Consider the following 18,891-nt stretch of genomic DNA (forward strand, 5'->3'; position numbering starts at 1 on the left):
TCGGCCCGGTGTTTCACGTGAAACACCCGACCGGCCACCGGACGTTCATCGCGGGCGGCCGCCGGACGCTCATCGAGGGGGTGGTGTTTCACGTGAAACGTCACCCCTTCGCGCGTTCCCCGCGCAGCGCCACGGCGATCGATCCGTAGATCACGGCCACCAGGACGATCAGCGGGGCGGACCGGCCGTCGGGCGGCAGCATCAGCGCCGCGACCCCCGCCGCGCCGACGAAGGCGACGTTGAAGAGCACGTCGTAGAGCGAGAAGATCCGTCCCCGGTAGGCGTCGTCCACGGACGTCTGCACCACCGTGTCCGTCGCGATCTTGGCTCCTTGGGTGATGAGTCCGAGGAGGAAGGCGGCGACGAGGAAGGGGACGGGGGCGAAGGTCAGGCCGAGTGCCGGTTCCAGCACGGCCGCCGACGCGGTGCACACGGTCATCCAGCCGAAGGGGCCGAACCGCCGGACCGCCCACGGGGAGAGCACCGCGGCGGCGAAGAAGCCCGCTCCCGACAGGGCGACGGCGAGACCGAGGAGGGCGAGGCCCTCGGACTCGGTGGAGCTCCAGGCGTAGCGGCAGAGCATGAGCACGGTGACGAACAGGGCGCCGTAGCAGAACCGTATGAGGCCCACCGCGGTGAGCGCCCGGAGGGCGGGCCGCCGCTCGGCGAGGTGGCGCAGCCCCTCGGCCAGGCCGTGGGCCGTCGTCCGCAGGGCCATGATGAGGCGCTGGGACACGAGGTCCGGATCGGGGCCGAGGAGTTCCCGGGACATCCGCAGGGAGGCGAGGGCCGCGCAGAGGTAGAGGACGGCGCCGAAGGCCACCACGGCGGCTTCGGAACCGTCGGCCAGCAGGCGGACCCCGAAGGCGAGACCGCCCCCGACGGTCGCGGCGAGCGTGCCGGCGGTGGGGGAGAGCGAGTTCGCCACGACCAGCCGTTCGTCGTCGACGACGCGCGGGAGCGAGGCCGAGAGCCCCGCGAGGACGAAGCGGTTGACGGCCGTGACGGAGAGCGCGGAGGCGTAGAAGAGCCAGTCGGGCACGGCGGCGAGGACGAGCACCGCGGTCCCGCACGCGAGCAGGGCGCGCAGGAGGTTCCCGTACAGGAAGACCTGGCGGCGCTGCCAGCGGTCGAGGAGCACGCCGGCGAAGGGCCCCACGAGGGAGTAGGGGAGCAGGAGGACCGCCATGGCGGAAGCGATCGCGGCGGGGGAGGTCTGCTTCTCGGGGGAGAAGACGACGTACGCGGCCAGGGCCACCTGGTAGACGCCGTCGGCGCACTGGGAGAGCAGGCGGACGGCGAGCAGACGGCGGAAGTTCGGCAGGCGCAGGAGTACGCGCAGATCACGTACGACGGACATGGCAGCAAGATTCACACACGAGGAGGGCCCCGGGCAGTGCCCGGGGCCCTCGATCGTCAACCGCGCGGCGTGGTCAGCCGTCGGGCGTGCGCCGTGATCAGCGCTCGACCTCGCCCTTGATGAACTTCTCGACGTTGGCGAGGGCCTCGTCGTCGAAGTACTGCACCGGCGGGGACTTCATGAAGTAGCTCGACGCCGAGAGGATGGGGCCACCGATGCCCCGGTCCTTGGCGATCTTCGCGGCGCGCAGGGCGTCGATGATGACACCGGCCGAGTTCGGGGAGTCCCACACCTCGAGCTTGTACTCCAGGTTCAGCGGGACGTCACCGAAGGCGCGGCCCTCGAGGCGCACGTACGCCCACTTGCGGTCGTCCAGCCAGGCCACGTAGTCCGACGGGCCGATGTGGACGTTCTTCTCGCCCAGCTCGCGGTCGGGGATCTGCGAGGTGACGGCCTGCGTCTTGGAGATCTTCTTGGACTCCAGGCGCTCGCGCTCGAGCATGTTCTTGAAGTCCATGTTGCCGCCGACGTTGAGCTGCATGGTGCGCTCGAGACGGACACCGCGGTCCTCGAACAGCTTGGCCATCACGCGGTGCGTGATGGTCGCGCCGACCTGCGACTTGATGTCGTCACCGACGATCGGGACACCGGCCTCGGTGAACTTGTCCGCCCACTCCTTGGTGCCGGCGATGAAGACCGGGAGGGCGTTGACGAAGGCGACCTTGGCGTCGATGGCGGCCTGCGCGTAGAACTTCGCGGCCTCCTCGGAGCCCACGGGCAGGTAGCAGACGAGCACGTCGACCTGGCGGTCCTTGAGGATCTGGACGACGTCCACCGGCTCCTCGGCGGACTCCTCGATGGTCTGGCGGTAGTACTTGCCGAGACCGTCGAGGGTGTGGCCGCGCTGGACCGTGACGCCCTTGCTCGGGACGTCGCAGATCTTGATGGTGTTGTTCTCGCTGGCGCCGATGGCGTCCGAGAGGTCGAGGCCGACCTTCTTCGCGTCGACGTCGAAGGCGGCGACGAACTCGACGTCACCGACGTGGTAGTCGCCGAACTGGACGTGCATCAGGCCGGGCACCTTGGTCGCCGGGTCGGCGTCCTTGTAGTACTCGACGCCCTGGACCAGCGAGGCGGCGCAGTTGCCCACGCCGACGATGGCTACGCGAACCGAACCCATTCCGGTTGCTCCCTGTGTGATCGTGTGAAGCCCTGCTGTGCGCGGGATTCACGTGGTGGTGTCGTCGGACGGATCCGGCCGGGTACTGCCCCCGTGCCGGGGCAGGCCGCCCGTTTCTCCAGAATCGTTGTCGTGCGGAGCGGCGGTTCCGGGGCCGGATCGCCGGTCCCGCCCCGCCCGCTCGCTCTCGATGAGCTCGTTCAGCCAGCGCACTTCGCGCTCCACGGACTCCATGCCGTGGCGCTGCAGCTCAAGCGTGTAGTCGTCGAGGCGCTCGCGGGTCCTGGCCAGGGAGGCGCGCATCTTCTCCAGGCGCTCCTCCAGCCGGCTGCGGCGGCCTTCGAGGACCCGCATCCGCACCTCGCGCTCGGTCTGCCCGAAGAAGGCGAAGCGGGCGGCGAAGTGCTCGTCCTCCCAGGAGTCCGGTCCGGTGTGGGAGAGGAGCTCCTCGAAGTGGTCCTTACCTTCCGGGGTCAGCCGGTAGACGATCTTGGTCCGGCGTCCCGCGAGCGACGCGGCGAGGGTGTCCTCGGGAGCGCTGCCCGGCTCCTCGATCAACCAGCCGTTCGCGACCAGCGTCTTGAGGCAGGGATACAGCGTTCCGTAGCTGAAGGCCCGGAAGACGCCCAGCGAGGTGTTGAGCCGCTTCCGCAGCTCGTACCCGTGCATCGGGGCCTCGCGCAGCAGGCCGAGGACGGCGAATTCGAGGATGCCGGAGCGTCTGCTCATCCCTCGCCTCCTCCGGTGCCGTGGCCCTTATGCCGTGCTGATGTATCGACTCGATACATCAGCACGATAGAACGGTCACTCTGCGGCGACAAGTGGACCCGTCGTGACCGGTGTCACATCACCGATTCACAGCAGTCGACTTGCCTGATTTGGGGTGAACTCGGACTCCAGGCGGTTTTTGGCCGTGCGTAGTCTGTGCGGATGCAGACCACCGGGAACCGAGCGATGCCCTGGGGCGTCAGTGCTGCGGGTGACCGGCTGCGGTACGGGGGGACCTCCGATGGGTCCTGGCCGTGCGCATTTCGGGGGGACCGGAACTCAACTGCCGCTTCCAGGCGTACTCGCCTGCCCGAGGAGTAGTCGTTCGATGAGCGAGCATCGTCGCAAAGCGCCGCAGCAGCAGCCACCGACGGGTGGACGCGCGGCGGCACGGCGCGCTGCCCAGCAGCCGGGGGGCCGCAGGTCGGCCCCGGTCCGGGACGTCGGTACGGGGGCCCCTTCGGCCTCCTACGGACCTCCTTCCTCCCACGGCGGGGAGGAGCGCCCCTACGGGGGACGCGCGGAGGCCCGCCGGGCCGCCCAGCGCGGCAGCCGCCGGAAGGGTGCCGGCTCCGGTCCCGGCGGCCCCGGCGGGTCCGGTGGCGGCCGACGCGGTGGCGGCGGCGGGGGGCGCGGCCCGGGAGACGGCCCGGAGGGGCGCGGACCCGGCAAGAAGCGGTTGATCGACTACCCGCGCCACAACAAGTACGGCTGGCGCCGCTGGCTGCCCTCGTGGCGGCTGGTGACGGGCACGTTCCTGTTCTTCGTGGCGAGCCTGATGGGCGCGGCGGCCTTCGCGTACTCGCAGGTGGACATCCCCAAGGAGGCCGACACCGCGAAGTCGCAGAACAACATCTACTACTGGGCCGACAAGACCGTCATGGTCGCGACGGGCGACGGTGCCAACCGCCAGATCGTCAAGCTTCCGCAGATCTCGAAGAACATGCAGAACGCGGTGATCTCGGCGGAGAACAAGACCTTCTGGGACGACTCGGGCATCGACCCGAAGGGCATGGGGCGTGCCATCTGGAACATGGCCAAGGGCGGCCAGACCCAGGGCGGTTCGACGATCACCCAGCAGTACGTGAAGAACAACCTCCTCGACGACCAGTCGCAGACCCTGACCCGCAAGGCGAAGGAGTTCTTCATCGCCCTGAAGGTCGGCAACGAGGTCGACAAGAAGAACGTCATGGCCGGCTACCTGAACACTGCTTACTACGGGCGCGGTGCCTACGGTATCCAGGCGGCCTCCCGCGCCTACTTCAACACGGACGCCGACAAGCTCAACCCCAGCCAGGCGGCGCTGCTCGCCTCGGTGCTGAAGGGCGCGACGTACTACGACCCGGCCGGCTACCCCGAGATCGACCCCAACGCCACCGCCGAGAAGAACACCGAGCGGGCCACCAAGCGGTGGAAGTGGATCCTCGACGAGATGGAGAAGGACGGGCACATCACGTCCGCGGAGCGGGCGAAGTACACGGAGTTCCCCAAGCTCCAGAAGCCCGGTCAGAGCGCCAAGCTGAGCGGTCAGATCGGCTACCTCGTCAGGACCGCCAAGGCGAACATCAAGACCCAGTTCGACCTCGGCGAGGCGGAGCTGGAGCGCGGCGGGTACCAGATCTACACCACCTTCGACAAGAACAAGGTGGCCGCGCTCGAGAAGTCGGTCAAGAAGGTCTACGACGAGCACATCGACCCCGAGAAGCGTCCCAAGACGGACACGCACGTCCAGTTCGGCGGCGCCTCCGTCGACACGGACACGGGAGAGATCGTCGCCATCTACGGCGGTGTCGACGCCACCAAGCACTTCACCAACAACGCCGACGCCACCGGCGCCATGGTCGGATCGACGTTCAAGCCCTTCGTGCTCGCCGCCGCGATGACGGACGGCGTGCGGGACAAGGATCTGGGCGCGGAGCAGGACGCCTCCACCCGCACGATCGTGGACCCGGACAAGAGCCGTTACTCCGGCAAGAACGGGCTGGTCGTCCGGAAGTACAACGGCGAGATCTGGCACAACGAGAAGGGTGAGGAGTGGCGCCAGACCAATGACGGTCAGGAGGACTACGGCAACATCTCGCTGCGCAGGGCCATGATCCGGTCCGCCAACTCGCCTTACGTCCAGCTCGGCATGGACGTCGGCATCGACAGGGTCCGGCAAGCCGCGGTGAAGGCCGGCCTGCTGGAGAGCTCCCTGGTCAAGGGCGAGGTCCCCTCGTTCTCCCTCGGCATCTCCAGCCCGAGCGCCATCCGCATGGCGGGCTCCTACGCGACCTTCGCCAACCAGGGCAAGCAGAACGACCCCTACTCCGTGCGGGAGGTGAAGAAGGACGGCGCCACCGTGCACAAGCACAAGGAGGATCCCGAACTGGCCTTCACCCCGGCCGTCGCCGGCAACATCACCGACGTCCTCCGGGACGTCGTGGACGATGACGAGGGCACCGGTAGGAAGGCACGGCTCCCCGGCCGTGACGTGGCCGGCAAGACCGGTACGACCGACGACAACCTGTCGGCCTGGTTCGTGGGCTACACCGCGCAGCTGGCGACGGCGATCGACATGTACCGCTACGACGACGACGACACGAAGAAGGACCGCAAGTTCGAGGCGATGTACGGCACGGGCGACCAGCCGACGATCCACGGCTCCTCGTTCCCCTCGCAGATCTGGCGCGACTACATGTCCGTGGCCGTCAAGGACGACCCGAAGGTCAAGTTCCCCAAGCCCGAGAAGCTGGAGAACGCCGAGCCCGTCTTCGGCGGCGGTGCGTCGAGCCCCACGCCGACGCCGACGGCGACCGAGTCGGCGACGGCCTCCCCGACGCCGACCGATTCCGCCACTCCGTCGACGACTCCCCCGACCACTCCGTCGACGACTCCCCCGACGCCGACCAGGACGCCGAAGCCGGGCAAGACGACCTGCAGCATCTGGGACCCCGACTGCTACACCCCGGGCGACCCGGGCGGCAACACGGGAGAGCCCACGGGCACACCGACGAACACCGGCGACCCGGACCCGTCCGGCTCGCCGACGGACGACGGGGGCGGCAGGCCGGGCGGGGGCGGGAACAAACCCGACGACGGGTCCTGGTTCCCCTAAACCCCCTCCGGGGCCACTCCTCCGGGCCGTCGCGGCCGCTCCGTACCTTCCGTACGGGGCCGGCCGCGGCGGCCCCGCCGTTTTCCCGGAGACGTACGGCAGGATGTCCCCCATGCCGAGCCTCCAGAAGACGAGCGCGCCGCGGGAGCGTTCGCAGACGGTCATCCCCACCCACCGGGACGAGGTGGCCGCCGCGGGCAGCGAACTGATCGGCGGCCCCTACGGGCGCCGGGCGCTGCCCGGCACCGGACGGCTTTCCCCGGTGCGGGTGGTCGCCCTCGTGGCCATCGGCATGTTCGCCCTGGGCATGGTGCAGAAGCTGCCCTGCTACAACTGGGCCTGGTTCCGGGGGGCGACCTCCCAGTACACGCACGCCTGCTACTCGGACATTCCGCACCTCTTCTCCGGGCGGGGCTTCGCGGACGGCCTGGTCCCCTACTTCGACCGGCTGCCCGGCGACATACCGTTCCTGGAGTACCCCGTCCTGACCGGCCTCTTCATGGAGGTCGCGGCGTGGCTGACGCCGGGCGGCGGCGACATGACGGAGCGCGAGCAGACGTACTGGCTGGTCAACGCCGGTCTGCTGATGGTCTGCGCGGCCGTCCTCGCGGTCTGCGTGGCCCGGACGCACCGCCGGCGCCCCTGGGACGGCCTCCTGGTCGCCCTGGCGCCCGCGGTGGCGCTCACGGCCACGGTCAACTGGGACCTCCTCGCCGTCGCGCTGACCGCCGCCGCCGTCCTGATGTGGGCGCGGAGCCGCCCGATGGCCTCCGGGATCCTGCTGGGCCTGGCCACGGCCGCCAAGCTCTACCCGGTACTGCTCCTCCTCCCGCTGCTGCTGCTCTGCTGCCGCGCCGGGAAGTGGCGTCAGTACGGGGCCGCGGTGCTCGGCTTCGCGGGAGCCTGGCTGGTCGTGAACCTGCCGGTGATGCTGCTCGCGCCGGAGGGGTGGAAGCAGTTCTACGTCTTCAGCAGGCAGCGGAACGTCGACTTCGGTTCGATCTGGCTGCTCGTCAGCCAGCGCACGGGCGACCAGATCCCGCCCGACCGGGCCAACCTGTACGCGCTGCTGCTCATGGGCATGGCCGCGATCGCCCTCGCGTACCTGACGTTCACGGCCCCCCGCAGGCCCCGCTTCGCCCAGCTGGCCTTCCTGGTCGTCGCCGCGTTCGTCCTCGTCAACAAGGTCTACTCGCCGCAGTACGTGCTGTGGCTGGTCCCCCTGGCGGTGCTCGCCCGGCCGCGCTGGCGCGACTTCCTGATCTGGCAGGCGTGCGAGGTCATGTACTTCCTGGGCGTCTGGATGTACCTGGCGTTCACGATGGGCGGCAACAAGCAGGGCCTGCCGGTCGACGGCTACCAGTTCGCGGTCGTCCTGCACCTGCTCGGCACCCTGTACCTGTGCGCGGTGGTCGTGCGCGACATCCTGGCGCCCGAGAAGGACCCGGTCCGGCAGGACGGCTCGGACGACCCCTCGGGTGGCGTCCTGGACGGGGCGGAGGACGCCTTCGTGGCGGGCGGCGCGGCGCACCCGGCGCGGCACGCCGCCCCGGCCTCCGAGGAGGCGCAGCGGGTCAGGTGGGGCGCTCCCCGGGAGCAGGACTCCCGGGGCTGAACGGCCGCTTCCGGTCCGGGGCCACCGGAGCCCCGGACCGGTCGCTCAGCGCTCGACGAGGCGGTCGAACTGCGTCGTGGTGTGGCGCAGGTGCGCCACGAGCTCGTCGCCGACCCGGGGCTCCTGGGCGTCGGCCGGCACGAACAGGATCGACACCTGCATGTGCGGCGGCTCGGCGAACCAGCGCTGCTTCCCCGCCCACACGAACGGCGACAGGTTCCGGTTGACGGTGGCGAGGCCGGCCCGCGCCACGCCCTTGGCGCGCGGCATGACGCCGTGCATCGCCTTGGGGGCCTCCAGGCCCACGCCGTGCGAGGTGCCGCCGGCGACGACGACCAGCCAGCCGTCCGACGCGGCCTTCTGCTGGCGGTAGCCGAACCGGTCGCCCTTGGCGACCCGGGTCACGTCGAGGACCGCGCCCCGGTACTCCGTGGCCTCGTGGTCGCCCAGCCAGAGCCGGGTGCCGATGCGGGCGCGGAAGCGCGTCTGCGGGAACTGCTGCTGGAGCCGGGCCTGTTCCTCGGCCCGCAGGTGGCTCACGAACATGGTGTGCAGCGGCAGCCGGGCGTTGCGCAGCCGGTCCATCCAGGCGATGACCTCCTCGACGGCGTCGGTGCCGTCCGGGCGGTCCAGCGGGAGGTGGAGGGCGAAGCCCTCCAGGCGCACGTCCTCGATGGCGGCGTGGAGCTGGTGCAGCTCCTCCTCGCGCACGCCGTGCCGCTTCATCGAGCTCATGCACTCGATCACGACCCGGGCGCCCACCAGGGCGTGGACGCCGTCCACGGAGGAGACGGAGCGCACCACCCGGTCGGGCAGCGGAACCGGTTCCTCACCCCGCCGGAAGGGGGTGAGGACCAGCAGGTCGCCGCTGAACCAGTCCTTGATGCTCGCGGCCTCGTACGTGGTGCCCACGGCGAGCATGTCGGCGCCGAACCGGGCCGCCTCGTCGGCGAGCCGCTCGTGGCCGAAGCCGTAGCCGTTGCCCTTGCAGACGGGGACGAGGCCGGGGAACTGGTCGATGACCGACTTCTGGTGCGCCCGCCAGCGAGCGGTGTCGACGTACAGGGAGAGCGCCATGGCCGGCCCGGAACCTTTCTGGTGGCTGCGGTGTGTCAGGGGGTGACGGGTGTCTACGGGTGACAGATGTCTACGAGGGTACGGAACCGGGGGCGGCACGTCCTGGGGCCGTGCCGCGCCCGGGTCGGGACGGCGACCGGATCAGCGCCGGGACATGTACATGTCGAGCGCCTTGTGCAGCAGCTTGTTCAGCGGGAAGTCCCACTCGCCGACGTACTCGACGGCCTCGCCGCCCGTGCCGACCTTGAACTGGATGAGGCCGAAGAGGTGGTCGGTCTCGTCGAGCGAGTCCGAGATGCCCCGCAGGTCGTAGACGGTCGCGCCCATCGCGTAGGCGTCGCGCAGCATCCGCCACTGCATCGCGTTCGAGGGCCGGACCTCGCGGCCGATGTTGTCGGAGGCGCCGTAGGAGTACCAGACGTGCCCGCCGACGACGAGCATGGTCGCGGCGGAGAGGTTCACCCCGTTGTGACGGGCGAAGTACAGCCGCATGCGGTTGGGGTCCTCGCTGTTGAGGACGGTCCACATGCGCTGGAAGTACGAGAGCGGGCGCGGCCGGAAGCGGTCGCGGACGGCCGTGATCTCGTACAGCCGCTGCCACTCGGCCAGGTCCTCGTACCCGCCCTGGACGACCTCGACGCCGGCCTTCTCGGCCTTCTTGATGTTGCGGCGCCACAGCTGGTTGAAGCCCTTGAGGACGTCGTCGAGCGAGCGGTTCGCGAGCGGCACCTGGAAGACGTAGCGGGGCTGCACGTCGCCGAAGCCGGCGCCCCCGTCCTCGGCCTGCTGCCAGCCCATCCTCCGCAGCCGGTCCGCGACCTCGAAGGCGCGCGGCTCGATGTGGCTGGCCTCGACGTCCTTGAGGCGCTTGACGTCCGGGTTCTGGATGCCGGACTTGATGGCGGCCGAGTCCCAGCGGCGGATGACGACCGGCGGACCCATCTTCACGGAGAAGGCGCCCTGCTGCTTGAGGTGCGCCAGCATCGGCTGGAGCCAGTCGTCGAGGTTGGGCGCGTGCCAGTTGATGACCGGGCCCTCGGGCAGATAGGCCAGGTAGCGCTTGATCTTCGGGAGCTGACGGTAGAGGACCAGACCGACGCCGACGAGCTCGCCGTTCCCGTCGAACCAGCCGAGGTTCTCCGAGCGCCACTCGGTCTTCACGTCGGCCCACGCCGGGACCTGGCAGTGGCTCGCGGCGGGCTGGCTCTGGATGTACGCCAGATGCTGCTCACGGCTGATGGTCCTCAGGGTCAGGCTCATGCGGGGCGCTCCTCGGCAGGTGTGTCCCCATCGGTCAGGGGCTCCGGCTCTCGCGCCGAAGCCTACTGCGACCGGGCAGCGCCCCGTATGTCTGTACGGGCCCTGACGTGCCGCGGGGGCCGCCCGGACCTGCTCCGGTGCGGCCCTGCGCGCCCTTCGTTCCCGCCCGGCGGCCCGGGGCCGGTCGGGGGACCCGGAGCGGCCGGTGGAGGGCTGGGCCAGCTGTCGGACCCCGGGCCCGGTCGTCGGGAAGCCGGATCAGTTGATGACGCCGGTGAAGAGGCCTCCGTGGGCCATGCCGAGGTAGAAGCCGATCGCCGACGCGCCGAGTCCGACGATCAGGAGGAAGCGCTCGCGGGTCGTCGCGGAGATGAACTGGCCGTACCCGCCGGTCAGGATCCCGACCAGGCCCGCCCAGGAGCTGAGCAGGTGGAGGCTGTGGAACTGCGCGGTGACGAAGGCGAGGACGCCGAGCACCAGCGTCACGCCGACCAGGGTGTCCTGGAGCGGGTGGGGCTTGCCGTCGGTGGCGAAGAGGGAGTGGCCGGGTTCGCGTCGCATTGCCTGTGCCATGGGGCACCTCCTGGCGTGCTTGCCGGACGGCGGCGCATCCTAGCGCCGCCGACATCCGTTGTGTACAGATTGCGTCCCTTCACCAGGGAATTTCAACCGGAAGCGGATGTGCGGGTACGCTGTACGGTCTGCACCGGTGTCTGCCCAGGTCCCTCCCGGGATCCCGGCGGTGCCCCTCGCCCGACGCGTTCGACGAGGGGGACTGTCAGTGGCGGCGGATACCGTTGCTCACGCATCACGACCCTCCTGCCACGGAACGACCGTGGCCGCTGAGTCCAAAGGAGGTGGGTTCCACATGCGTCACTACGAGGTGATGGTCATCCTCGACCCCGATCTCGAGGAGCGCGCTGTCTCCCCGCTGATCGAGAACTTCCTCTCCGTCGTCCGTGAGGGCAACGGAAAGGTCGAGAAGGTCGACACCTGGGGCCGTCGTCGTCTCGCCTACGAGATCAAGAAGAAGCCCGAGGGCATCTACTCGGTCATCGACCTGCAGGCCGAGCCTGCGGTCGTCAAGGAGCTCGACCGCCAGCTCAACCTGAACGAGTCGGTCCTCCGGACCAAGGTCCTCCGTCCCGAGACCCACTGAGCTTTCCTCGCTCAGAGGTCATCGGGTTCGAGTAGCAGCACAGCAGCCAGAAGCAATCCCGCCGAGAGGTTCCCCCATGGCAGGCGAGACCGTCATCACGGTCGTCGGCAATCTTGTCGACGACCCCGAGCTGCGCTTCACCCCGTCCGGTGCGGCGGTCGCGAAGTTCCGTATCGCGTCCACCCCCCGCACCTTCGACCGCCAGACCAACGAGTGGAAGGACGGCGAGAGCCTCTTCCTCACCTGCTCGGTCTGGCGTCAGGCGGCGGAGAACGTCGCCGAGTCGCTCCAGCGAGGCATGCGCGTCGTCGTGCAGGGCCGGCTGAAGCAGCGGTCCTACGAGGACCGTGAGGGCGTCAAGCGCACGGTCTACGAGCTGGACGTCGAGGAAGTCGGCCCCAGCCTCAAGAACGCCACGGCCAAGGTCACCAAGACCACCGGTCGCGGCGGCCAGGGCGGATACGGCGGCGGTGGCGGCCAGCAGGGCGGCGGCGGTGGCGGCTGGGGTGGAAACTCCGGCGGCGGCCAGCAGGGTGGCGGCGGTGCTCCCGCCGACGACCCGTGGGCGACCGGTGCCCCCTCCGGCGGCGGCCAGCAGGCCGGTGGCGGCGGTGGCGGCTGGGGTGGAAACTCCGGCGGCGGCTACTCGGACGAGCCCCCCTTCTAGGACACGCCCCTCCAGGGCGCTGCCTCGAAGCAGCTCGTACCCCACACTTCTTGATCACACAGGAGAAACACCATGGCGAAGCCGCCTGTGCGCAAGCCTAAGAAGAAGGTCTGCGCGTTCTGCAAGGACAAGACCGCGTACGTGGACTACAAGGACACGAACATGCTGCGGAAGTTCATTTCCGACCGCGGCAAGATCCGTGCCCGCCGCGTGACCGGCAACTGCACGCAGCACCAGCGTGACGTCGCCACGGCCGTCAAGAACAGCCGTGAGATGGCGCTGCTGCCCTACACGTCCACCGCGCGATAAGGAAAGGGTGACCGACTAATGAAGATCATCCTGACCCACGAGGTTTCCGGCCTCGGTGCCGCTGGCGACGTCGTCGACGTCAAGGACGGCTACGCTCGCAACTACCTGGTCCCGCGCGGTTTCGCGATCCGCTGGACCAAGGGTGGCGAGAAGGACGTGGCGCAGATCCGCCGCGCCCGCAAGATCCACGAGATCGCGACCATCGAGCAGGCCAACGAGATCAAGGCCCAGCTCGAGGGCACGAAGGTGCGCCTGGCCGTCCGCTCCGGCGACGCCGGCCGTCTCTTCGGCTCCGTGACCCCGGCCGACATCGCCTCGGCGATCAAGACCGCGGGTGGCCCGGACGTCGACAAGCGTCGCGTCGAGCTCGGTTCGCCGATCAAGACCCTGGGCTCGCACCAGGTGTCCGTGCGTCTGCACCCCGAGGTCGCCGCGAAGCTCGGCGTCGAGGTCGTCGCCGCGTAACGCTGCCCCTGGCAGTCTGCGCTCAGCAGTGAGGAAGGGCCGCACCCCTCGGGGTGCGGCCCTTTCGCCGTTTCGGGAGCCTTCCGCCGTTTCACGTGAAACGGGAAGTGGGAAGCGCAGGGGGTCAGCGGGTGGCGCCCGTGACGATCCAGCGGCCCGAGCGGGCGCGGAGCCAGAGCGTCACCATCCGGACCGTCATCATCAGCGCCATCGCCCACCACACCGCCGTGAGCCCGCCGCCGAGGACGGGGATCAGCAGGGCGACCGGGGCGAAGACGACGAGGGTCAGCAGCATGGCCCAGGCCAGATAGGGGCCGTCCCCCGCCCCCATCAGGACGCCGTCGAGGACGAAGACCACCCCGGCGATCGGCTGCGAGAGCGCGACCACTAGCAGGGCCGGGAGCAGGGCGTCGTGGACCGCGGTGTCACGGCTGAAGAGCGGGACGTACAGCGGGCGGGCGACGACCAGGAGCGCGCCGAGCACCACCCCCGAGACCACGCCCCACTGCACCATGCGGCGGCAGACCTGCCGGGCTCCGTCGGGGTCGTCCGCGCCGAGGTAGCGGCCGATGATGGCCTGGCCCGCGATGGCGATCGCGTCGAGGGCGAAGGCCATCAGGCTCCACAGGGACAGGATGATCTGGTGCGCGGCGACCTCCGTGTCCCCCAGCCGGGCCGCGACGGCCGTGGCGATCATCAGCACGGCCCGGAGCGAGAGCGTACGGACGAGGAGCGGGACGCCGGCCCGGGCGGACGCCCGGATGCCGGAGGCGTCGGGACGCAGGGAGGCGCCGTGGCGACGGGCGCCCCGGACGACCACGGTGAGGTACGCGGCGGCCATGCCGCACTGGGCGATGACCGTGCCCCAGGCGGAGCCCGCGACGCCGAGCCCGGCCCCGTAGACCAGGGCTAGGTTGAGCGCGCCGTTGACGGTGAAGCCGCCGATCGCCACGTAGAGCGGGGTACGGGTGTCCTGGAGGCCGCGCAGGACGCCGGTGGCGGCCAGGACCACCAGCATGGCGGGAATGCCGAGGCTGGAGATCCGGAGATAGGTGACGGCGTGGGGAGCGGCGGTGTCGGAGGCGCCGAAGACGTCGACTAGCCAGGGCGCGGCGGGCAGGGTCAGCGCGACGACGGCGGTGCCGAGGAGGAGCGCGAGCCAGATGCCGTCCATGCCCTGTCGGATGGCGGCCGGCAGGTCGCCCGCGCCCACGCGACGGGCGACGGCCGCCGTGGTGGCGTAGGCGAGGAAGACGAAGACGCTGACGGCGGTGGAGAGCAGGGCCGCGGCGATTGCGAGGCCCGCGAGCTGGGGGGTGCCGAGGTGGCCGACGATGGCGCTGTCGACCATGAGGAAGAGCGGCTCGGCGACGAGGGCGCCGAAGGCCGGCAGGGCGAGGGAGACGATCTCGCGGTCGTGTTGACGACGGACGGCCTTGGACGTCGGGGGAGCCTGACTCATGGGAGCAATCTAATCTTCCACAGGTAAGAGATACAAGGCATTCATGACCCTTACCTGTGGACAGTGGAGGGCTTCGGATGTGGGCCGTTTGTTCTGATCTTGGCCCAGGAGAAAAACTTTTTCTCCCCCACAGCCGGTGGATGGCAAAAGTGCAGGTCACGTGGGTGTTGTGGAGAGGCCTATGAGTTTGTCCACAAGGCTGTCCCCTGCTCTGTGCACAGGATCCGGCAAGTTCTCCACAGCATCTGGGCGTTCACCCACAGGGCCTGTGGATAACCGGATTGGCTGGAGCTCTCCACAGGCCTACCCTGGTCCGTCGCCCGACGTCCCGGAAGCGGTCGCGAAGCCACTCTCTGATCAGGTCCGTGGCGTGAAAGAGTGGCACGGCTAGGTCCGCGGAGCGGACGGAGGAGGTGGCTTGGTGAGCGTTCCCGAGGCCCTGGACGACCCCTGGGCCGACAGCGGACCGAGCGACCGGCTGCCCACCCGTACCCGAGGCGAGCGCGGTCGCGGCCGCGGGCGGGACGACCAGCACGAGCGGGGCGGCGAAGGCCCCTGGGACGGCGGACTCTCCGGTTTCGAGCGCGTCCCCCCGCAGGACCTCGACGCCGAGCAGTCCGTCCTCGGCGGCATGCTGCTCTCCAAGGACGCCATCGCGGAAGTCGTGGAGGTCATCAAGGGCAACGACTTCTACAAGCCCGCGCACGAGACCGTGTACGCGGCGATCCTCGACCTCTACGCCAAGGGCGAGCCGGCCGACCCGATCACGGTCGGCGCCGAACTCACCAGGCGCGGCGAGATCACCCGGGTCGGCGGCGCCTCCTACCTCCACACCCTGGTCCAGTCGGTCCCGACCGCGGCCAACGCCGCGTACTACGCCGAGATCGTCCACGAGCGCGCCGTCCTGCGCCGCCTCGTCGAGGCGGGCACCAAGATCACGCAGATGGGGTACGCGGCCGACGGGGACGTCGACGAGATCGTGAACTCGGCCCAGGCCGAGATCTACGCGGTCACCGAGCAGCGCACCACCGAGGACTACCTGCCGCTCGGCGACATCATGGAGGGGGCGCTCGACGAGATCGAGGCGATCGGCTCCCGCAGCGGCGAGATGACCGGTGTGCCGACCGGCTTCTCCGACCTCGACTCGCTGACCAACGGCCTGCATCCCGGTCAGATGATCATCATCGCGGCCCGTCCCGCCATGGGTAAGTCGACGCTCGCCCTGGACTTCGCCCGCGCGGCCTCCATCAAGCACAACCTGCCCAGCGTCATCTTCTCCCTCGAAATGGGCCGCAACGAGATCGCGATGCGCCTGCTCTCGGCCGAGGCCCGGGTCGCGCTCCACCACATGCGCTCCGGCACGATGACCGACGAGGACTGGACGCGCCTGGCCCGCCGGATGCCGGACGTCTCCCAGGCCCCCCTCTACATCGACGACTCGCCGAACCTGTCGATGATGGAGATCCGGGCGAAGTGCCGGCGGCTCAAGCAGCGCAACGGCCTCAAACTCGTCATCATCGACTACCTCCAGCTCATGCAGTCGGGCGGCTCGAAGCGCCAGGAGAGCCGTCAGCAGGAGGTCTCCGACATGTCGCGAAACCTCAAGCTCCTCGCCAAGGAGCTGGAACTGCCGGTGATCGCGCTCTCCCAGCTGAACCGTGGCCCCGAGCAGCGCACCGACAAGAAGCCGATGGTCTCCGACCTGCGCGAGTCCGGCTCGATCGAGCAGGACGCCGACATGGTGATCCTGCTGCACCGCGAGGACGCCTACGAGAAGGAGTCCCCGCGCGCGGGCGAGGCGGACATCATCGTCGGCAAGCACCGAAACGGCCCGACGGCCACGATCACCGTCGCCTTCCAGGGCCACTACTCCCGCTTCGTGGACATGGCCCAGACCTGACGGGCCCTCCGGTTCGTCGGGGGAACGTTCCTGTGGCCGGGCATGGGGCTTTCGGCGCGCGGAATCGCGTTGGATGGGGCCATGACGACATCTTTCGAAGCTTTGCTGCCCGGGACCGCGCGGGCCCTGCTGCACCGGGTCGCGGTGGCCCAGGCCGAGGGGCGGGCGCCCTCCCTCGTGGGTGCGGTGGTCCGTGACGGGGCGCTGGTGTGGAGCGGGTCGCGCAGCTGCGTGGACGGCCACACGCCGGACGCCGGCACGCAGTTCAGGATCGGCTCGATCACCAAGGTGTTCACCGCCGTCCTGGTGATGCGGCTGCGGGACGAGGGGGTCCTCCGGCTGGACGATCCGCTGGAGCTGCATCTGAAGGGGACGGGCGCCGGCGAGGTGACGATTGCTCAACTCCTCTCCCACGGCGGCGGACTCGCGGCCGAGACGCCCGGCGCGTGGTGGGAACGCTCGTCCGCCGCGCTGCGGCCGGAGCTCTCCGACGTCCTGGGGGAGCGGCCCTTCCTCCAGCCGCCGGGGCGCCGCCACCACTACTCCAACCCCGGCTACACCCTGCTCGGTTCACTGGTCGAGGAGCTTCGCGGGCGGCCCTGGGAGGAGGTGCTGCGGCACGAGATCCTGGAGCCGCTGGGGATGGACCGTACGACGGGCGAACCGGTCGCCCCGCACGCCGGTGGCTGGGCGGTGCACCCCTGGGCCGATGTGATGCTGCCCGAACCGTCCGAGGACCTCGGTCTGATGGCGCCGGCGGGCCAGCTCTGGTCGACGGCGGCCGACCTCGCCCGGTTCGCCGCGTTCCTCGCGGAGGGGAACGAACGCGTGCTCGGCGCGGCCTCCGTGGCGGAGATGCGCGCCCCGGCCTCCGCGCCGGGCGAGGGGGAATGGGAGGGGAGCTACGGGCTCGGGCTCCAGCTCCTTCGCCGGGACGGCCGGACCCTGATCGGCCACACCGGCTCCCTGCCGGGCTTCGTCGCCTGTCTGTGGGTGAGCGTGGAGGACGGCCTTGCGGGGATCGCCCTCGCCAATGCCACCTCGGGGCCGCTGGTGGGGGCCGTGGCCGCCGATCTCGTGCGGATCGTGGCGGAGGCGGAGCCGAGGCTCCCGGAGCCGTGGCGCCCCCTTCCTGCGGCGGAGGTCGACGCGGAGCTGCTGTCCCTGACCGGCCCCTGGTACTGGGGCACATATGCCTACGGGCTGCGGCTCGGTCCCGAGCGCGGTGTGGTGCTCGAACCCCTGAAGGGCGCCGGACGGCGGGCCCGGTTCCGGGCGCTGCCCGACGGCGACTGGGTCGGGCTGAACGGTTACTACGAAGGGGAGACGCTTCGGGTGGTGCGGCGCCCGGACGGAAGCGTGAGCCACCTCGACCTCGGCTCCTTCGTCTTCACCCGCGAGCCGTACGAGCCGGGGGACGCGGTGCCGGGAGGCGTGGACGAGGCCGGTTGGCGGGGCCTCTGAGTGTCAGATGGCCGTTTCACGTGAAACCGGGTGTTTCACGTGAAACGGCGCACCGGGACGCACACGTCAGAGGGACTTCTTGAAGCCCACGTGGGAGGCCTCGAAGCCGAGCCGCTCGTAGAAGCGGTGGGCGTCGGTGCGGGTGGCGTCGGAGGTCAGCTGGACGAGGCTGCAACCCTGGTGGCGGGACTCCTCGACGGCCCATTCGATGAGCTGCGTCCCGAGGCCGCTGCCGCGCTCGTCGGCGTGGACGCGGACGGCTTCGATGATCGAACGGGTGGCCCCCCGGCGGGAGAGCCCCGGGACGATCGTCAGTTGAAGGGTGCCGACGACCTTGTCCCCGCGCACGGCCACGACGGGGAGCTGATGGGGGTCGTTCGCCAGGCGCTCGAAGGCGGCGAGGTACGGGGTGAGGTCGTCGGGGGACTCGCGCTGCGTACCCAGCGGGTCGTCGGCGAGCATCGCGACGACGGCGGGAAGGTCCTCCACGGTGGTCGGACGTATCTCAAGATCGCTCATGGGGCGCAGCGTACGCCCGGCCGTCTCCGCGCCGGGAGGTCAGACGGGGGCACCCGCGCCCTCCACGACCCGGACCAGCGGCGCCAGCTCGGGGTTCTTGGCCGCCTCGTCCAAGGCCTCGCGCAGGGCGCCGTCGTTGGTGGGTCGGGCCTCTTCGAGGAGCTTCAGGCCCGCCTCGGTCACATCGGTGTAGATGCCGCGCCGGTCGGTGGCGCAGAGGTAGCGGGTGAGCAGCCCCCGGTCTTCGAGTCGGGTGACGAGCCGGGTGGTGGCGCTCTGACTGAGCACGACCGCGTCGGCGACCTGCTTCATCTGGAGGTGCCCGCCGGGGCCGTTGTGCTGGCGGCTGAGGACGTCGAGCAGCGAGTACTCCCGCACGCTCAGGCCGTGACGGGACTCCAGGGCGCGCTCCAGGTGGGACTCGATCCTGCCGTGCAGCAGGGAGAGGGCGCACCAGCGCTGGGAGAGCGCGGTGAGGGCGGGGTCCGTCGCGGTCATGGTCTCTCCTCGGTCTCTCCTGGGCACCGGAGCGGCTCGGATCCAGAGTAAAGGATGAGACGCAATAATGCGCGTCTGCAAGTAAATCTGT

The 18,891-nt window shown here is 70.0% G+C and carries 17 protein-coding genes; 8 read left to right on the forward strand and 9 right to left on the reverse strand.

The window, feature by feature from the left end:
* Nucleotides 1–100: 100 nt before the first annotated feature.
* From CP977_RS17640 to CP977_RS17650, 3 genes are all read right to left on the reverse strand, one after another.
* On the reverse strand, nucleotides 101–1,360 hold the full coding sequence (locus tag CP977_RS17640) for an MFS transporter (protein ID WP_152370446.1): 1,260 nt from the start codon (nucleotides 1,358–1,360) through the stop codon (nucleotides 101–103).
* Nucleotides 1,361–1,457: 97 nt separating this feature from the next.
* A complete protein-coding gene (locus tag CP977_RS17645) occupies nucleotides 1,458–2,540 on the reverse strand; it encodes an inositol-3-phosphate synthase (RefSeq protein WP_062753723.1) in 1,083 nt (360 codons plus the stop codon).
* Nucleotides 2,541–2,588: 48 nt separating this feature from the next.
* Entirely contained in the window at nucleotides 2,589–3,269 is a 681-nt protein-coding gene (locus CP977_RS17650; RefSeq protein ID WP_062753721.1) for a PadR family transcriptional regulator, read from the reverse strand.
* A 367-nt stretch (nucleotides 3,270–3,636) separates the two neighbouring features.
* Here CP977_RS17650 and CP977_RS17655 point away from each other — a divergent pair, with 367 nt between their 5' ends.
* Together CP977_RS17655 and CP977_RS17660 are read left to right on the forward strand one after the other, a co-directional pair.
* Nucleotides 3,637–6,405, forward strand: a complete 2,769-nt coding sequence (locus CP977_RS17655) for a transglycosylase domain-containing protein (RefSeq protein ID WP_152370447.1) — start codon at nucleotides 3,637–3,639, stop codon at nucleotides 6,403–6,405.
* A 112-nt stretch (nucleotides 6,406–6,517) separates the two neighbouring features.
* Entirely contained in the window at nucleotides 6,518–8,020 is a 1,503-nt protein-coding gene (locus CP977_RS17660; RefSeq protein WP_104860456.1) for a glycosyltransferase family 87 protein, read from the forward strand.
* A 45-nt stretch (nucleotides 8,021–8,065) separates the two neighbouring features.
* Here CP977_RS17660 and CP977_RS17665 read toward each other — a convergent pair whose 3' ends face one another.
* The 3 genes from CP977_RS17665 to CP977_RS17675 all read right to left on the reverse strand — a co-directional run bounded on the left by CP977_RS17665 (nucleotide 8,066) and on the right by CP977_RS17675 (nucleotide 10,930).
* Complete coding sequence (locus CP977_RS17665) at nucleotides 8,066–9,097, reverse strand: alanine racemase (protein WP_062753719.1); 1,032 nt, start codon at nucleotides 9,095–9,097, stop codon at nucleotides 8,066–8,068.
* A gap of 141 nt (nucleotides 9,098–9,238) precedes the next feature.
* On the reverse strand, nucleotides 9,239–10,357 hold the full coding sequence (locus CP977_RS17670) for a lipid II:glycine glycyltransferase FemX (protein WP_109186754.1): 1,119 nt from the start codon (nucleotides 10,355–10,357) through the stop codon (nucleotides 9,239–9,241).
* 258 nt (nucleotides 10,358–10,615) lie between these two features.
* Nucleotides 10,616–10,930, reverse strand: a complete 315-nt coding sequence (locus CP977_RS17675) for a hypothetical protein (protein ID WP_062753715.1) — start codon at nucleotides 10,928–10,930, stop codon at nucleotides 10,616–10,618.
* Between the two features lie 295 nt (nucleotides 10,931–11,225).
* Here CP977_RS17675 and rpsF point away from each other — a divergent pair, with 295 nt between their 5' ends.
* The 4 genes from rpsF (at nucleotide 11,226) to rplI (ending at nucleotide 12,957) form a co-directional block, all read left to right on the forward strand.
* Nucleotides 11,226–11,516 carry a 30S ribosomal protein S6 gene (rpsF, locus tag CP977_RS17680; protein WP_015034882.1) on the forward strand — a complete coding sequence of 97 codons (291 nt, stop codon included), beginning with the start codon at nucleotides 11,226–11,228 and terminating at the stop codon, nucleotides 11,514–11,516.
* A 76-nt stretch (nucleotides 11,517–11,592) separates the two neighbouring features.
* Nucleotides 11,593–12,183, forward strand: a complete 591-nt coding sequence (locus CP977_RS17685; protein ID WP_062753713.1) for a single-stranded DNA-binding protein — start codon at nucleotides 11,593–11,595, stop codon at nucleotides 12,181–12,183.
* Nucleotides 12,184–12,255: 72 nt separating this feature from the next.
* Nucleotides 12,256–12,492 (forward strand): 30S ribosomal protein S18, encoded by a 237-nt coding sequence (gene rpsR, locus CP977_RS17690; RefSeq protein ID WP_005315025.1) that lies wholly within the window; start codon nucleotides 12,256–12,258, stop codon nucleotides 12,490–12,492.
* A gap of 18 nt (nucleotides 12,493–12,510) precedes the next feature.
* Nucleotides 12,511–12,957, forward strand: coding sequence for a 50S ribosomal protein L9 (rplI, locus tag CP977_RS17695; protein ID WP_053640001.1), 447 nt, complete (start codon nucleotides 12,511–12,513; stop codon nucleotides 12,955–12,957).
* A gap of 124 nt (nucleotides 12,958–13,081) precedes the next feature.
* Here the strand turns inward: rplI and CP977_RS17700 are convergent, their stop codons facing one another.
* On the reverse strand, nucleotides 13,082–14,419 hold the full coding sequence (locus CP977_RS17700) for an MATE family efflux transporter (RefSeq protein WP_062753710.1): 1,338 nt from the start codon (nucleotides 14,417–14,419) through the stop codon (nucleotides 13,082–13,084).
* A gap of 439 nt (nucleotides 14,420–14,858) precedes the next feature.
* Here CP977_RS17700 and dnaB point away from each other — a divergent pair, with 439 nt between their 5' ends.
* Nucleotides 14,859–16,319, forward strand: a complete 1,461-nt coding sequence (gene dnaB, locus CP977_RS17705) for a replicative DNA helicase (protein ID WP_062756977.1) — start codon at nucleotides 14,859–14,861, stop codon at nucleotides 16,317–16,319.
* 81 nt (nucleotides 16,320–16,400) lie between these two features.
* Nucleotides 16,401–17,783 (forward strand): serine hydrolase domain-containing protein, encoded by a 1,383-nt coding sequence (locus CP977_RS17710; RefSeq protein ID WP_152370448.1) that lies wholly within the window; start codon nucleotides 16,401–16,403, stop codon nucleotides 17,781–17,783.
* 66 nt (nucleotides 17,784–17,849) lie between these two features.
* Here CP977_RS17710 and CP977_RS17715 read toward each other — a convergent pair whose 3' ends face one another.
* Both CP977_RS17715 and CP977_RS17720 read right to left on the reverse strand, forming a co-directional pair.
* A complete protein-coding gene (locus CP977_RS17715) occupies nucleotides 17,850–18,302 on the reverse strand; it encodes a GNAT family N-acetyltransferase (protein ID WP_152370449.1) in 453 nt (150 codons plus the stop codon).
* 39 nt (nucleotides 18,303–18,341) lie between these two features.
* Nucleotides 18,342–18,800, reverse strand: coding sequence for a MarR family winged helix-turn-helix transcriptional regulator (locus CP977_RS17720; RefSeq protein WP_152370450.1), 459 nt, complete (start codon nucleotides 18,798–18,800; stop codon nucleotides 18,342–18,344).
* Between the last annotated feature and the right edge of the window lie 91 nt (nucleotides 18,801–18,891).

Source organism: Streptomyces cinereoruber (assembly GCF_009299385.1).
In the GTDB taxonomy this organism is placed as follows: Bacteria; Actinomycetota; Actinomycetes; order Streptomycetales; family Streptomycetaceae; genus Streptomyces; species Streptomyces bikiniensis.